Here is a 14,694-nt window from a genome sequence, read left to right on the forward strand (position 1 = left end):
GGTGCGATAGCCGCCGATTGAAGGGTATCCTCAAAGTCCGGCTAGTCGGCCCCCGCTCGTTTCATCCCTTGAGGTGCGTCTCAAGGGTTTCGGCGACATATTCCCATCCGGCTGGCGTGACCACGAACTCGCCCGCAGCTTCATCGACGTCGAAGAAACCCTTCTTCACCAGCGCGCCTGCAACCCATTTGTCTGGCCGAAACCACTTTTCGCCGATTGGGATGCCAAGCAGGGGGATGCGGCCTCCAGAAAATACAAGGTACGAAATCAGAAGCGCACGAGTTCGCGTTGTGTCGAACTTGCTGTTGTTGTCGTCCTGAGCCCAATCGCTATATGACCCTAAATCTTTGTGCGGCGATGACTTGAATGTCTTCGCAGACGATGGTTTTCCGTCTATTGCAACTGCAATGGCGTTAACGATGCGTTTCGCAGTCTCTTCTCCCATTTCGAGCATCTTTCTTTGCCCCCTCTTGTTTTGCCAACCAAAGTAGCATGAATTGATGGCTTTGCCATTCCTAGGGGTAGGGGCTTGGACCGTTATCGACACAATAACCAATCAGACCGTTGGCGGCGACGCGCTGGCAGACGAGGATTTCGACTTCGTCGCTGGCCATATGTGACGTTGCGCCTAATCATTGTGACTATTGCCGCCATAGCAGGGTTGATCCAGTCGGTCGTTCACGACCACAAAGATTGGGTCCCTGACATCAGCCTGTCGAGGTGGTCAGGAGCACAGCCGAACGCACTCTCCGGCGTTGCCTCTGTTATCGATGGCGACACCGTAGAGGTTCACGGCCAACGCATCAGGTTCAACGGGATCGACGCCCCGGAGAGCCGTCAGTACTGCGACGACGCCAAGGGTTTTGAGTATCCATGTGGCCGCCGCTCGGCCGAAGCTCTGGATGCGTTCCTTGCGGCATCTAAGCCGGTGCAATGCGCATTCGTGACTTGGGACCGCTATGGCCGGTTCGTCGGTGATTGCCGACGCGCCGACGGCGTGAGTGTTGCTTCATGGATGGTCGAACATGGTCAAGCTGTGGATTGGCCCCGCTATAGCCATGGCGCGTATGCCGAGCAGCAGGCGAAGGCGAAGTCGGCTAAGGTTGGCCTCTGGGTAGGTGCCTTCCAAGTGCCTTGGGACTGGCGCGCGGAACATGCTTATGGAGCAGCGCCCCCGAGGCAACCACTCGGGATCATCAGCCGTAAGCTGGTCGCACAGAGCGGGCTTTCATGTGAGCCGAGGAGAAACTGCTCGCAGATCAGTTCTTGCGACGAAGCTCAATGGTATCTGCACAACTGCTCGTGGGGTCGCAAGCTGGACCGTGATGGCGACGGCGTCGCATGCGAGACTCTGTGCTAATCTAATGGAGAAAGCATGAAGCAACGCTCATTTCTTTGTCGGCTCGGCCTAACGGCACTGTCAGTGATGGTAGGTGACGGTGCAGCGCTGGCAGATAACAATCCGGGCGCCGATGGAACGATGGTACTTCCGGGCAAATGCCTACACCTTTCCATTGGAAAGACAAATTTCACAGCGGATTGCAAAGGGGAGATCGCAAACGTCAACGGTCGAGGCGATGTGTCCTTCATGTTCTCTCTCCGAACTGGTGGGATAATCAGTTTTCAGGGAAATGGCCGGAAGGTAGTGGGTAACAAGACTACAGCTCGCCTACCGTTGACATTCGTCAACATCGGGTCGGGCTTAGGTCAGTTGCTGGGCGCGGATCGGGCATCCGGTTCCTGTACATTTACTGATCCGTTTGCTGGCCCTGCAACGATATCGTGCTCCGCTCAGACAAAGCAGTTCGGACTTGTGTCTGCGAGGTTTCGCACTAGCCGCGCGGCACGTTGAACGCTACCCATCCGAGGGATGCTGGCCCGCGCAAATTGCTCGGGCGCTGGCCCCCAGCCAAGCGACGACGGAAGAGGACTGTCTCGGGGAACGCCCCCCGAGCAGTCTGACTGACCGTCGCCTTCCACCTACTAGGCTGGAGTTGACGTTGCGCGGCTTGCTTTGGACGAGATGACCTAGAGGACTGAATCCCGCTCCAGAACGCTCGATACCTCATCGTTGGCGAGCAGGTCGGCAAATACTTTCTTTTCGGTGCTGTCCAACCCACCAAACAAGGCGCAAATCTTTGGAAGCCGTTTGGACATGCGAGCAAGGTCCACACGGTGGATCATGAAGCGATAGGCGGAGCGAGGATGGCTCCCCATCTGGCTCAACCATTTCGTCAACTGCCTGTCGAGTTTCGGATGTGCAGCACACTCGCAATCGACGAAGCCTCTCATCCGCAATGCTGTGACCGCATCCACGCCGGTCATCGCATCGCCACGCTCTCGCGCTTTGAGGTACTTTGCGACGCTGGAGGCATAGCCAAGCATCTTGGCCGAGGCAAACTTGCTCTCACCCGATGCGCCGGTAGATACGACCCACACTTGGACTCGAGCGGGAGCAATGTCATCGTCGTCTAGCACGTGATCAGCGTAAGTCCCCGACAACTCATGCAGTCGTGAAATGACTTCGGTCCAAGTCATTTTGCCGAGTGGGTCTTTTCCAAGACGAAACTTAGGTTGAGGCATCTGCCGATCTCCTTTAGGTGCTAGATATCGCCCCTCTATATCGTGAATGTTTAGAGGGGTCAAGATGGACCACCTATCTTTGCTCGTGCGCGGGCAGACATCGTTTGTCGATAGCGGGTGCTAAGGGCTTGGCAGCTTGGCGGCGACCTTCAATGCAAACGGTGCAGGCGCGGCCACCAGCGCGCCCGATCAAAACCGCCCCCAAACGGCGGCGGCTAAGGCCACTGGTGTCTATTAGGGGCGGCAACCAGAGACTCGACCGGAATCGCGTTTTGCAACTCCACCGAGGCGGCGAAGGAGCTGCCGCAATCTCGAAGGCAGTTGGCTTCTCGCGGCAGCAAGTCTATCGCATTTGCGAGATGCTTGACGCCTGCAGATTGGCTAACCTTGATTTCCTTCTCGTCGCGATACTCGGGCAGTTGGGCTCAAGTGCCAATCACCTCTTCATATCGCATTGCACTTGAATCTCTCCGTCCTTCTGGATGTCTGCATATCCCTGAGTGGCGGTGCAGAAATCAAAAGACGTGCCGTCACCCTCCACGTGCCATCCGTAATTGGCGCATACGCTATAATCACTGTCAGAACTGGATTTGACTATCCTGTATGTCTGGCCCCTCCATTCGAGGGTGTTTGCCTCGGTATTCACCTTGAGGGAATAGGTTTTGACGCCAAACTTGCATCGGTAGTCAAAGGTATCTGCCTTTGCGGCGACGCTGGCGCCAAGGTAGGCAACGAGAAAATAAACTCCGACTTTCACTTCCGATCTCCGCGGGTAATAGGCTTGCTCTATGAAGGTCACGCCTTTCCTCCTCGCGCACCTTGTGGGCCAACTAAAGTTCTAAGGCCAAAGGTGAGCGTTCTCCTCAAGCTTAATATCTATAAAATTGAAAAGATGTTATTTTAAAACAGCCACGGTTCTTAACAATATACATACCTTGCGCCGTCTCTGTGAGTGCGTCTTTAAGGTCGCAAGAAACGTCTGGATTGATGTATTGCACGGCGTCAGGTGCTCCATAACACGTCATTACGTCACCGCTGTCGCACGTTATATCCGGAAATGCTTTGATGTCACTAAAAAGCTGACCAGCCTTATTGCCATTGGAGTCTGACACTGAGGCTCCAGAAAACGAGAAGCTTAACAAATTTCCGGTCTTGTTAACTTTCAAGAAGGCGCTAAGCGCGTCCTTGTCTTTACTCCCAATGGTATAGCAGCCGTCGGCACACTCCCCATCTTCCGTGTACATCTGAAACTCGATGTCAGTCATAGGGAATATTGCCTGAAGTTTTTCTTTAGTGATCAAGTCCCCAAGAGATATTGAGAGGAAAGACTGCTGATTAACGAGTGAGCCTTTGTCGCCAATGAACGATGGAAAGGGCGAGGCTGAGGGTTGTTCGGATTTGGAGGTGCTATCTGCGCTTTGAGGCGACGATGGTTTGGGATCAAATTGCGCCGCCGTTCTTTGCCTGTCGGCACAAGCGGCAAGTCGCTCCACTGCCTTTGTAGTGCCTCTGAGGGGGGCGGCAACCCAGCCTCCATCCCTGTAGTCCAGCCTCATCGACCGTCCAGCGGTGAATACATGCTTAAGCAGACCCTTACGTTCAGAGGAGAATCGAAGGTAGTCCTTCTGCACGAAGTGTCCGACAACCTCGATAGGCGGGTCACCATCGACAAGAAGTTTGCCGGGAATGTCCTGTCCCATCATTCCTGAGTAGTCCGCCTCGATCCAGCGAACACCAATCGTGATGTCATCCGAACCGGCCATCTCCACTGCCAGCCCGGCTTTTCCGTCCGGAAAGGGTGAGATCATGATACACCCTGTGGCATCGTAATTCTGAAAGCCTATCCAGGAATTGACTTCAAAAAGGGGGGCAGCCTCAGCGCTGCTGAGCAGCCCAAGCATGCATAGCCCAGAAGCAATAAACGAACGCCAAACCACCACAGACACTCCCCACGCCACACGTCCAAAGACTCTACTAAATTGCGACCGTTTTCCAACATCAAAAATGCCCAAATGCTTCGTCGGGCGAGAGGCCTTTTTAAGTATGGGACCGCAGCCACCACTGTGAGAGCATTCTACTATGCTCTTGAGCAGGGTGACGGCGTTCAGGCTGCGCAATACGTAATCCCGGAAAAGCGGAGGCGTGGTCCCCTTTCTGCAGCCGCGATCACGGCAATCTATGGGCATCTCAAGCAACCGTTGCAGCTAACCAGCATCGAGCCCTCTTCAGTAGTATCCTGGCTCAAATTGACTTCGACGGCCGTCGCAAGGAGTGGCGCGTGGTGATGAGCAGTGATCGCCCCCGCTTGTTCGGTCAGACGGACACCAACATCCTTTCCAACTAGCGAGCGAAGTAGCGCTTCGGTCGCGGGCGTTCCCGACAGCTGAACCGTCGAGAATTCATTCGCCTCGCTTATGAACTCATCCCCCGTCAGACAAATGGGTGAGTCAAGACGGAGTATGTATGCTGGCTCAGGGGCATCTCCCTTCGTCACATCCTCGAAATTTGGCGATCCGGGGAATATCCGATAGGTGAGAAGTCCCGATAGATAATCAGGCTCCCCCTTTAGAGATGTCGAAGCATTGGCTTGCCTCCAGCCGCGTCGACAGGACGGACAACGCGAACACAATCGCGATTAGGGATCCGATCCGTTTGCTCATTGAAATCATACTTAGCCTTTCGCCACCCAGCCCACCAAGCCTCCCATTGGGAGCAGAACCAGCGTTCCCCTCGCGCTGGGTTTAGGCGCGTGGCTGAATAATATTCCTGGCCCGGCATGTGATAGATATGCTCCCCACGTTCGTTGATGTTCCCCTTGATATCGCAGCCCACCTTCCGCGCGGCGACATTGCTCGGTGACGTGCCGGACGAATGGACCCGCGGGAGCTGGTGCTGATCGCCGGTCGCAAAGTAGGCGACGGACGTAAACCCAAGTAGTGCAAGAACCACCACAAGGCGAGTGGCGCGATGCGAGCGCCACCATAACCTTCGCCGTCCTGTCCATTTGGGATGAACTGCTTTGCCCATCGCCCTCTCGAGGGAGAATGCGTCTGCTAGGAGCGGAAGTCTAGAAGTTGCAGATAGTGACTGGTGTCTAGGCCTTAGCTTTCCGTTTTGCTGGTGCTTTCTTCGGCGGCATTTCTGGAACAGCCTTGCGGCCGAGACCAATGGATTTTGCGAGAGCTGATCGCTGGGCCGCATAGCTCGGTGCCACCATAGGGTAGTCCTTCGCAAGACCCCACTTGGCTCTGTACTGGTCAGGTGTCATGCCCAGTAGGCCAAGGTGGCGCTTCATAGATTTGAACTTGCGCCCATCTTCGAGGCTCACGATGTAATCGGGAAACACCGACTTCTTCGGATTGACTGCGGGGACGAGTTCGGGCTCCGGCTCCTTCGCAGGCTGCCCAATCCCCAGCAGTGCAGAATTCACGCTGGCGATCAAATCAGGGAGCCCAGTAACCGGCACTGCATTCTTTTGAACATACGCCGCTACAATATCTGCAGTCAGCTCCAACAAATGCGCGCTTGTAGTTGCTTCACTCTCGGTTGCCATTGTTCGATTTTCCCTCTTGGTTTCGGTCCGTCCTATCAGGAAACGGAAAGTGCGCAACCTTGGGAGATGCTATTTCCTCCACCCAATGACTTCGATGACATCGCTTTGCATGGCTAGTCGACTATGGTCTTCTGCGCAGGCGCGGCAGACGAAGGGCTCGAATCCCTTCCGTCCCACCAATCAATCAGTCGATGCTGTTTCGACCTACTCAAATCCGAAGCCGTGTAGCGCTAGCGGGGATGTGACTTTTTCACTTCTGCGGGCCGCTCACGAAGCGTAAGCTCGATTTGAACATTGCCGAAATGGAGTACAAACGTGGAGCGCCGACTAGCGGCTATCCTCTTTGCCGATATCGTTGGCTTCAGTCGTCTGGTTGAAGCAAGCGAAGCGGCGACAATCGCCGCTATGAGAACGCGGCACAGCACGATTGTCGAGCCTCTGGTATCGACCCACAAGGGCCGCGTGGTCAAACTGATTGGCGATGGCGTGCTTCTCGAGTTTGCCAGCGCTGTCGGCGCTGTCGAATGCGGAATCGAACTTCAGACTGCCTTGATCGCCGCGAACGGCGATCTGCCCGATGACAAGAAGATCATTTATCGGATAGGGATCAGTCTCGGCGATGTAGTTGTTCAGAACGACGACCTTTTTGGAGAGGGTGTGAACATAGCTGCACGCCTGCAGCAAATCGCGGAACCGGGCACCGTTTTCGTATCTGAGGCTGTCTTTAGCCAAGCGCGCGGCAAAGGCGATTTCCACTTTGACGATATAGGCGTCAAAGATCTGAAAAACATTAGCCAAACTGTTCGTGTATTCCGGGTTAGGCGTGGCCAGCAAAACTCAGCGACCGCAGCCTCTTCGGTGCACTCGAAAATCACGATTGCAGTGCTGCCATTTGCAAACGTGAGCGGAGATCCGGAGCAAGGCTATTTTAGCGATGGCATTACAGAAGACATCATCACCGATTTGTCCAAGATTTCCGCGCTTGATGTTCTCTCGCGTCACACCGCCTTTGCATTCAGGGATCGCACGAACAGCGTGAGTCAGATCGCCCAACGTTTGAAAGTAAGTTATCTATTGGAGGGCAGCGTTCGGCGATCTGGGGGGCGGATTCGCATAAGTGCTCAACTTGTCGATGCAGTCGGGGATACGCACATATGGGCCGAGCGTTATGACCGCGACCTACAAGATGTCTTCGAGATTCAAGACGAGCTTTCAAAGGCGATCGTAGCTGCTCTTCGAGTGAAGCTTCTGCCCACTGAACGACGGGCCTTAGAATTCCGCTCAACATACGATTCAGAGGCGTACCGTCTCTATCTCATGGGGCGTAGGTACTTTGTATTGCGAGGCGTTCGCAACTATCAGATCGCACTCCGTTTTTGCAGCCGCGCCTTGGAAGTCGATCCGTCCTATGCACGAGCTTGGGCGCTATCCGCCCTTTGCTTATCGTATCTACACCAGAGCGGTAGGGCGACCGACTCCGGACTAGACGCAGCGCAGCAAGCTACAATTCTCGATCCCACCCTCGCCGAAGCCCATGCTGCGATGGGCCGCATTCTCGCCGAAAGAGGCGAGTTCGAAGCGGCCTTATGCGCCCATGAAGAGTCTCGGCGTTTAGAGCCAGATTCGTTTGACGTTCACCACAACTTTGGCATCACCTACCTTGAGCTTGGACGGCATGAAGACTCGCTGCAACACTTTGAAGAAGCAGCGCGACTATTGGAGTCGGACCATAGCTCCCTGAACCTTCTCGCTTTGGCGCAGCGATCTTTGGGGCGCAATGACGAGTTCACTACTACAACATATCGAGCTCTTGAGCGCATAGAGAGGGAGATTGCCGCCCGGCCCGACAATGCTAACGCCTTAGCGCACGGTGCGCTCGCATGGGCTCGCTTGGGAGACAATGAACGAGCGCTCGAATGGGCCGATCGCGCGCTGATTATCGAACCAGATGACCTGACCGACCAATACAACCTTGCGTGCGCCATGGCACAGGCAGGCGAACGGGAGAAGGCACTCAGCCTGTTGGAGTCGTGTCTTCCCAAGATGCCAGCTGAGTTCGGCCGATGGTTGGCGAATGACCTTGACCTTGAGCCACTTCGCAATCACAAGCGGTATAGATCTTTGACAATTAGCATTGAACAACGGCTAGCCTTGTCACTTCAGAACGCCATACCGGCCCAGTCTCCTAATATACCAAGTCTCTAACCAGAGAGTTGTCCATTGTAGCGCGAAAATCGGTAAAGAATCTGGTTTGCTTTACATCGAGGTCCGTCTGCGCTCGGTTACAATCTCCCGCTGTAAACTCCCGGATAGCATTAAGTAGGGCTGAACCGTCTCGAAACTTCTGATCGACTTTATTTGCCAAAATCCAACCAATTGTCTCTTCCGAAATTGTCTCATGTGGGCGGCGCTGATTGTATAGGTGGAGAGCGCCGAGAAGAGTACGACGAGAATATCGTGTATTTGCGGCCATTTCAGTTACTTCATCTGACGCGCGATCAGAAATTTTACCGCACGTGACAGCGTTAGCGAGCGTGTAGCGAATGTTGACGAGGGCCTCAGAAGCGGGTGCGAAGCCAACTTGCTCAGGCCCATGCTCGATGGCTACCTCGTCGTCCCTAACCAGACGGCCACACACAAAGTCATGGAAGATATTTCCGATGCCAATCATGCCAAACGAGTGTAGTTCGGACGCCCTTAGGGCACCCATACTGGCCGCGCCAAATACCGTGCAGCCTTTGGCCATTGCGGATAGTATCTCCTTGTGCAGGACGGAAGGAACACTGCCAAAGTAGCCGTCGATCAGTCCGACCACCGATACACCGTCTCCCACGACAGCCCTATAGATATCACCGCGCTTGGCTGGTGGTCGCGACTCAAAGCCAAATACCGACGAGATATCGACCTGCCGGGTTCGCATTGTGGGACCGGAGAAAATGGCGACCTTCATTCGTTGAGACCTGCGAGTGCGCGCGAACCGGGGGAGTAGTCAACAGAATGCGGATACGCCTCCAAGCCGGGTACAACAACTCGAACGAACGAAAGTTCTTTCGCCATGCTTTGCAAATCGACGACCACGACCTGCGGAAAACCAGCTCGAACTACTTGTTCCACCAGCCTGCCAACTGCTTCGTCGTCAGTCATTTGTTGACTTGCCGATTCGGCCGGAAATGGCACTACTTCTCTGCACTGAATCGAATTTCCCGGCCCATTCACATATGAGCGGGGACGAATATCGTCGCGGGCACCCGAAATCAGCATCAGTCGAGTTTGGATGGCCTCCATTAGGGCTCCCCTCAAGGCGACTTCGGCATTGAGGTGGGACGACGAACCATCAGTGGCACTTTGTATCAAGGTGGGAGGGTCCTTTCGACTTTCGACAAGCCGAACATAATAGGTCGGTACACCTAATTCGGTTCTAATGTCCCATGCGACCGCATCGATTCCCGCGATGGAACAGGCTTGATATAGAAGTCTCGTGCCGGGGTCCAAAACTGTGTCCCAGAGGATCTGTGAATATCGCTCAGGCCTGCTGGCCTGGAAAATTGCAATAGCATCGCCTTCAATGACTTCGCATAGTCCGTGTATTACGGCAGCCGAGTAACAGACCCCGCCGCCTAGTCCGTTGCTACTGACAATGAAACCGTCGCCTTGAGATGATGCCTCAGTCGTAAAATCGGCATGAACGAGATCGAAAGGAACGGCCGTCACCTTGCCGGATACGATATCCCAACCTATCGACATTCTCGGCCAACGAGAAGGCTGCGTCCCACGAAGCGACGCCTTCGGCAACGCTGCCAGAGGCGGAACATGTACGCCATCCGGAATCTCGGCGAATGGGATCCATTCCGCAAACGTCTCGGCGTGATAGAGTTCGAGGGCCTCCATAAGCCCCGACACACAAGCGCTCTGGATGTCGAGGCCCTTTCCTGATGAGACGCTAAGAGACGCCGAATTCGGGCGGACGATCGACACTACGCAAAGTGCTAGATCGTCGAGGCCACTAATGTCTGCGACGCGAGTTATGCCAGCCGCAGTTGCAAGGCGGAGCGCGGCCTTAATTGTGGCCTTCGATCGGCAAATGCGCGGGTTGCCAATGATCGCAAACTCATCGGCCTCAGCGAGCGCCAACGGCCATGCTACCGAGCCGTACTCCGTTTCGGATGTTTCCGCGATCAGGCTCGCCCCATCACGACCATGCCATCACCTATAACAATAGGCTTGTAGATCGGGAAATTGTCGTCGCCCAGCCTCAGATGGACAGCGCCTGTCACATTGATAGTGTTGCCACGGACTGCGTTGAGGGCCGTTCCCACGCGCTGATCAATTAGGTCCCACGCGGCATCGTCCAAGTTCACATCATAAGCTAGAAGGGCATACGCTGGAATCGCAAACAGCCTCTTGTCTCCCGAACCAATAACGGGATCAATGTCCACCTGCACGAACATCGCGCCGTTTATAGTATACATCTCATCCTCACTTAGCGTAAGCCCAGCAAAATATTTGGCCAAAGCTACCCTAAACGCAACAAGGCTCGGATTCCCGCCACCGGCCGTCCGAAAGAAAGGCAGACTTTGTGCATATTGTTGATCATATACGGCGCCAGCAGCTTTATATGTCATGACAAAGTCATTGAATACACCACAGTGTCGGTTGTAGACACCGCCCGAGCCACTGGAACCTTTACCGAGATCCAATTTTCGTTCGGCATCATCAATCGCGCCGAAAATAGCGAGCATAACGGATGGCTTCGACGGCTCTGAGGCATTTATCCAGTTGTTGTACTGAATGTAAAACTCCTCTTTGCCCGCAGCGATCATATTTTTGACCTCGGCGTCGGTGGCAAGGTAATCAGTGCAGAAATTTGCGTCGCCAGCATCGCTCATAAACGCCCCCCCTTGTAATGTTGGCACTAGATACCAACGGAAATTCTGAAAGTAAGGTACTGACGTGGGCCTCTGCCGTCAACGAACATCCACTCTCGGCCATCTGGCGCGACGCCGAGAATCAAAGATGAATGTTTCGTTTTCGGGGCCATGATCGATAACGAATTTAAGATGGTGCGTGACTCCATATGAGGCGAGATGTGAGAAAGACGCTTCATCTGATTGGGCAGTTGGCCACGAGCTGAAGAGCTTATGGGTGGTCAATTAGTGGCTGCCCAAGGTGAAATTTGAATGCTTTTTCGATTGGCTGCGACGAGGCGTGGCCCGGCAGCCGAGGCTCGGCCCACCCAGCGAGCCCGCAGGCAGCTTCGCGCGCTGGCGGCCCCTGTGCGGCCCGAAAAACACCTATCGAGGCGCTGAGCTGGGGCGGTTTTTCGGTAGTTCGGCGATTGCAACGCTTGCGTGTTATGCCAGCCAGCACAACCGAATTCGTTAGCCGCCTGCAATCAGGTCACGCATGCGCCGAAACTGCGTATCGTCGATCACGCCATCGTCGCGCAACCTCTTTAGGCGCTCCAGTTTGTCGACGGCGTCGTGATGCCCGGGCTGGATGCTTGACGGCTGTATGGCCGATGGATTTTCCAATCGCACCCGCTGAACGTCATTTGCCAGCAGGTTCAATCCGGATTCGCCACCATTCGAGCCGGTTGCATCAACGCTAATATGCAGTGCCTTGAACGCCCAGATTAGGCAGCCTAGCCAAACAATACCGGTGCCAGCGAGCGCCGTGCAGAGCACTAGGATCAGCCAGCGGTTTGGATGACCTCGAACAAAGGCGATGATTGCTGGCAACTCATAGACGATTGCGATCAGCAGTAGGAAGATCGCGAAGGCTGCGGTTCCCGCATTGAGGTTCTCGTCGGCTGCCCACGCCCTGCTAGACATCAGCACGGTGGCGGTCGAAATTGCGGCAAGGCGCGATATCCCCCAGCTAATTTTCATTGTGCCGTCAGCGCTCCGACACCCATCACGTACACAACCGCGCTCACTATGCAGATCCAAAGCGGTGTCAGCGGGGTCGCAGCGACATACCAGCGGCGAATGAAATAGCCGAGTGGCATGAGCAGAATAAAGGGTAGTAGCCACTTGCGTTGCGGGTTGCGGCCCGCGTTGTTGACCGCCTTTGCATCCTTGTACGCCAGCCAGATCGTAGCGATGCCTGTCCAAATCGAAAGGCCGCCTGCTTGAGGGTTGTGCCCATACGGATCGAACCCGGCCGATACGAACGCGATCTCGACGGCGAGGAGGATGAGCGGCAGGCAGGCAAGCCACATTGCCCATTTCTCCGTTGGGATGCCGCCCGGCACGGGGATGGGAGAGACGGTGACCTGTCTGCCCAGAGAAGGGGCAGCTGCTGCCGGTAAGGGCGGTGGCGCGGCTTCTGACTTCGGTAGGGGTGGCGGCGTTACCCGCTGCGGCGCGGCTTCAAGATGCGTTTGCGAAGCAGGCTTCCAACTCGAGCCCAAGCTCTCCGTCCAAACCAGTGTGTCTGGCGGCAGCAGATGATTGACGAGCATCGAGTTGAGGTCGCTCTCTGACAGCGGCCCACGTTGCGCTCCATTCTCTTCGTAGTACCAGTCGGCCATAAGCCCCCTTCTCATGTCGCTGTTAGCAAAGATGCGATACATATTATAGTTGATAAACTCAACGACGATTTTCCTCGATTGCTTTCGCATGGATATGCGCAAACTAGTCGGGAGGAACTTCGCGCGGCTACGTGCCGCGAGTGGCCTGACGCAGGAGCAATTCGCTGAGCGCGCCAATGTCAGCCAGCAGTACGTCAGCGGGCTCGAGAACGGTAAGCGCAACCCGACTGTCCAAACGCTCTTTCAGATCGCGAAGGCACTTGGCGTCAGCCATGTCGAGCTCGTGATGCCCGACGATCAAGACCGTTAGTTCCAGCGCCGGGGACTTCTTCAACCGTCGGTCTCATGGGTTGCAAGATGGCGATTACATGTTCGCGTTCGAGCTCGTCGCCCTCGCAAAACCCGAGCAGGTAGGTTGCCTTGTCATGGCGCTCAGGATCATTCCGGGCAGGATATCGGCAAAGCGCCATGAACAAGTCGCGTTCAACGTCACTGGCATGTTCCAGCCTGCGCCGTTCAGCCCGGCTGACCTCACGGTCAAGCGCGACAGTGTCTGCTTGCCGTGCTGCTTGGACGACCGCAGCGCTGGCAGCGCAGTGCGAAACCATGGCATCGATCAGGCCCGGCGATACAGTGTCGGCCGCGTCCATGGCGTCCTCTATGTCGCCGTGCCTGACGGGGTTTTCGACATAGTCCGAGGGATAGACGGTCACGAACGATTTGCGGCCATCAAGCTCGTTCAACGCCTCTGACAGTTCGTGGGCGAGCCGGGCAATCCGGTCCACTTGGAGCTCGACAGGCAGGACCGATATGGTAGCCGAGGCGCCGCCGGAGGCCAGCGGCAACGATGCCACCGCTGGCAGGGCCAGGACAACGGCCCGGCGAGTGGTGGTCGCAACATTCATCCTCGCGACCATCAATACTCGTCCGAGCGCATGATCGTCAGCGCTCGGCGCGTCACTTCCGGGTTTGCCGGGTCAGGCGACCCCGACTGCATGTCCGGCGCGTAGTAGTCGATCTTCCAGAAGAACTTCGAGCCCTCTATGTCGACGGCGCCGAAGTCGTGCTCGGCATAAGGATCGTTGTCGCTGTCGAACGCTTCGAAGGCCCGCACCGAGCGCAGGAGCGCCCGGCGTTCGGTATCAGCAAGAGCAGCCACGCCGCTGGTGACCACGACATGGCCGCCGATGAAGCTGCGGCGGAAGGCATCGTTAAGGCGGCGAATTTCTGATGCTTTGTCGGTCATCGTTGATCCGGCTGTTGATGATCAGGCGAACAGGCATGAGCTGAGTTGCTGATCATCGTTCAGCATGCCGGGGGTGCAACAGGGCAAGATGATGGGTGCGACGCACGATGACCGGCCAATCAGGGAAGTCGCGCCACTTGAGGGTGAAAAGACCGTCGGCGCTGACTTGGATCACGTGCGCATGAAACCAGCCCTCGTTGGGATCTTCGCAGGCCAGCACCAACGAGCCGAACAGTATCTTATCGAACCCTTCGGGGATCGTCAGGCCCTCGTTTGGATCACCCGATTGGGCGGCACCGACGGCCGATGCCTTCTTGCCGGGCTTGGGCTTCACAGCTGCGGGCTTGGCGGCTTTGACCGGCCACCTATAGGATCTCGGCAAGTGCGTGGCGATCTTGTCGAACATCGTCGCCTTCACGAAAGGCACGAAGGCCTTACCAGAGGCGAACACCCGGCCGTGTGGCAGCTTGCCTGCTAAGTCGCGCAACTCGTCGGTCGAGGCCCGAAGCGCGGCCATCCCCATCATACCTGCGGCCTTCTCGGCAACGTCGGTTTCGGCCTCATCGAACCATGAAGCGTGAGCCTTGCCCCCATCATCGAAGCCCAGGACGATCAGCGCGGGCAAGGCGGAAGCAGCACCGGCAGAAACAGCGGCGTTGGTCATTCATTGGCTCCAAAACGAAAAAGAGGCCCGAAGGCCCCTTTGGTTGAGTTTTCAGATGATGATCGGTGGCGTCGGCGTGAAGCCGAAGGCGGCAAAAACGGGGGTCGAAGCCCTAT

The 14,694-nt window shown here is 55.9% G+C and carries 18 protein-coding genes; 4 read left to right on the forward strand and 14 right to left on the reverse strand.

Annotated features, from left to right (window positions below; all coding sequences use genetic code 11):
• Positions 1-61: 61 nt before the first annotated feature.
• Positions 62-454 carry a hypothetical protein gene (locus tag NKI32_RS28290; protein ID WP_353004641.1) on the reverse strand — a complete coding sequence of 131 codons (393 nt, stop codon included), beginning with the start codon at positions 452-454 and terminating at the stop codon, positions 62-64.
• A 207-nt stretch (positions 455-661) separates the two neighbouring features.
• On the opposite strand from NKI32_RS28290, the gene NKI32_RS28295 reads away from it, so the two are divergent.
• Positions 662-1,360, forward strand: coding sequence for a thermonuclease family protein (locus tag NKI32_RS28295; protein ID WP_353004643.1), 699 nt, complete (start codon positions 662-664; stop codon positions 1,358-1,360).
• A 668-nt stretch (positions 1,361-2,028) separates the two neighbouring features.
• Here the strand turns inward: NKI32_RS28295 and NKI32_RS28300 are convergent.
• Complete coding sequence (locus NKI32_RS28300; protein WP_353004645.1) at positions 2,029-2,583, reverse strand: hypothetical protein; 555 nt, start codon at positions 2,581-2,583, stop codon at positions 2,029-2,031.
• 152 nt (positions 2,584-2,735) lie between these two features.
• Here NKI32_RS28300 and NKI32_RS28305 point away from each other — a divergent pair, with 152 nt between their 5' ends.
• Positions 2,736-3,047 (forward strand): helix-turn-helix domain-containing protein, encoded by a 312-nt coding sequence (locus NKI32_RS28305; protein ID WP_353004647.1) that lies wholly within the window; start codon positions 2,736-2,738, stop codon positions 3,045-3,047.
• On the opposite strand, the gene NKI32_RS28310 is transcribed toward NKI32_RS28305, so the two are convergent.
• The 4 genes from NKI32_RS28310 to NKI32_RS28320 all read right to left on the reverse strand — a co-directional run bounded on the left by NKI32_RS28310 (position 3,020) and on the right by NKI32_RS28320 (position 6,136).
• Positions 3,020-3,382 (reverse strand): hypothetical protein, encoded by a 363-nt coding sequence (locus tag NKI32_RS28310; RefSeq protein ID WP_353004649.1) that lies wholly within the window; start codon positions 3,380-3,382, stop codon positions 3,020-3,022. The two genes, NKI32_RS28305 and NKI32_RS28310, sit on opposite strands and share 28 nt — an antisense overlap.
• A gap of 70 nt (positions 3,383-3,452) precedes the next feature.
• Positions 3,453-4,700, reverse strand: a complete 1,248-nt coding sequence (locus NKI32_RS28315; RefSeq protein ID WP_353004650.1) for a hypothetical protein — start codon at positions 4,698-4,700, stop codon at positions 3,453-3,455.
• A gap of 448 nt (positions 4,701-5,148) precedes the next feature.
• Positions 5,149-5,784, reverse strand: a complete 636-nt coding sequence (locus NKI32_RS31640; RefSeq protein ID WP_502898008.1) for a sunset domain-containing protein — start codon at positions 5,782-5,784, stop codon at positions 5,149-5,151.
• Positions 5,678-6,136: a Ros/MucR family transcriptional regulator gene (locus NKI32_RS28320; protein ID WP_353004652.1), complete on the reverse strand. Its 459-nt coding sequence runs from the start codon at positions 6,134-6,136 to the stop codon at positions 5,678-5,680. Before NKI32_RS28320 ends, NKI32_RS31640 begins: the two co-directional genes overlap by 107 nt.
• A 315-nt stretch (positions 6,137-6,451) precedes the next feature.
• On the opposite strand from NKI32_RS28320, the gene NKI32_RS28325 reads away from it, so the two are divergent.
• Complete coding sequence (locus NKI32_RS28325) at positions 6,452-8,341, forward strand: TPR end-of-group domain-containing protein (RefSeq protein ID WP_353004654.1); 1,890 nt, start codon at positions 6,452-6,454, stop codon at positions 8,339-8,341.
• Here the strand turns inward: NKI32_RS28325 and NKI32_RS28330 are convergent.
• The 5 genes from NKI32_RS28330 to NKI32_RS28350 all read right to left on the reverse strand — a co-directional run bounded on the left by NKI32_RS28330 (position 8,322) and on the right by NKI32_RS28350 (position 12,758).
• Positions 8,322-9,086, reverse strand: coding sequence for a TfuA-like protein (locus tag NKI32_RS28330; protein WP_353004656.1), 765 nt, complete (start codon positions 9,084-9,086; stop codon positions 8,322-8,324). The two genes, NKI32_RS28325 and NKI32_RS28330, sit on opposite strands and share 20 nt — an antisense overlap.
• The gene (locus NKI32_RS28335; protein ID WP_353004658.1) at positions 9,083-10,267 is read right to left on the reverse strand and encodes a YcaO-like family protein; all 1,185 of its coding nucleotides are present in this window, start codon (positions 10,265-10,267) and stop codon (positions 9,083-9,085) included. The genes NKI32_RS28330 and NKI32_RS28335 overlap by 4 nt, the downstream gene beginning before the upstream one ends.
• A gap of 44 nt (positions 10,268-10,311) precedes the next feature.
• Positions 10,312-11,022, reverse strand: a complete 711-nt coding sequence (locus NKI32_RS28340; protein ID WP_353004661.1) for a hypothetical protein — start codon at positions 11,020-11,022, stop codon at positions 10,312-10,314.
• Between the two features lie 492 nt (positions 11,023-11,514).
• The gene (locus NKI32_RS28345) at positions 11,515-12,024 is read right to left on the reverse strand and encodes a superinfection immunity protein (protein WP_353004663.1); all 510 of its coding nucleotides are present in this window, start codon (positions 12,022-12,024) and stop codon (positions 11,515-11,517) included.
• Positions 12,021-12,758 (reverse strand): DUF4339 domain-containing protein, encoded by a 738-nt coding sequence (locus NKI32_RS28350; protein WP_353004665.1) that lies wholly within the window; start codon positions 12,756-12,758, stop codon positions 12,021-12,023. The genes NKI32_RS28345 and NKI32_RS28350 overlap by 4 nt, the downstream gene beginning before the upstream one ends.
• On the opposite strand from NKI32_RS28350, the gene NKI32_RS28355 reads away from it, so the two are divergent.
• Positions 12,757-12,978, forward strand: a complete 222-nt coding sequence (locus NKI32_RS28355) for a helix-turn-helix domain-containing protein (protein WP_353004669.1) — start codon at positions 12,757-12,759, stop codon at positions 12,976-12,978. The genes NKI32_RS28350 and NKI32_RS28355 overlap by 2 nt on opposite strands.
• Here NKI32_RS28355 and NKI32_RS28360 read toward each other — a convergent pair.
• The 3 genes from NKI32_RS28360 to NKI32_RS28370 are packed head-to-tail and all read right to left on the reverse strand — an operon-like array spanning position 12,935 to position 14,578.
• Complete coding sequence (locus tag NKI32_RS28360; RefSeq protein WP_353004671.1) at positions 12,935-13,585, reverse strand: hypothetical protein; 651 nt, start codon at positions 13,583-13,585, stop codon at positions 12,935-12,937. The genes NKI32_RS28355 and NKI32_RS28360 overlap by 44 nt on opposite strands.
• Positions 13,585-13,914 carry a DUF3768 domain-containing protein gene (locus tag NKI32_RS28365; protein ID WP_353004673.1) on the reverse strand — a complete coding sequence of 110 codons (330 nt, stop codon included), beginning with the start codon at positions 13,912-13,914 and terminating at the stop codon, positions 13,585-13,587. Before NKI32_RS28365 ends, NKI32_RS28360 begins: the two co-directional genes overlap by 1 nt.
• 52 nt (positions 13,915-13,966) lie before the next feature.
• Positions 13,967-14,578 (reverse strand): hypothetical protein, encoded by a 612-nt coding sequence (locus NKI32_RS28370; protein WP_353004674.1) that lies wholly within the window; start codon positions 14,576-14,578, stop codon positions 13,967-13,969.
• Positions 14,579-14,694 lie beyond the last annotated feature (116 nt).

This window comes from Mesorhizobium sp. M0761, assembly GCF_040320205.1.
Taxonomy (GTDB): Bacteria; Pseudomonadota; Alphaproteobacteria; order Rhizobiales; family Rhizobiaceae; genus Mesorhizobium.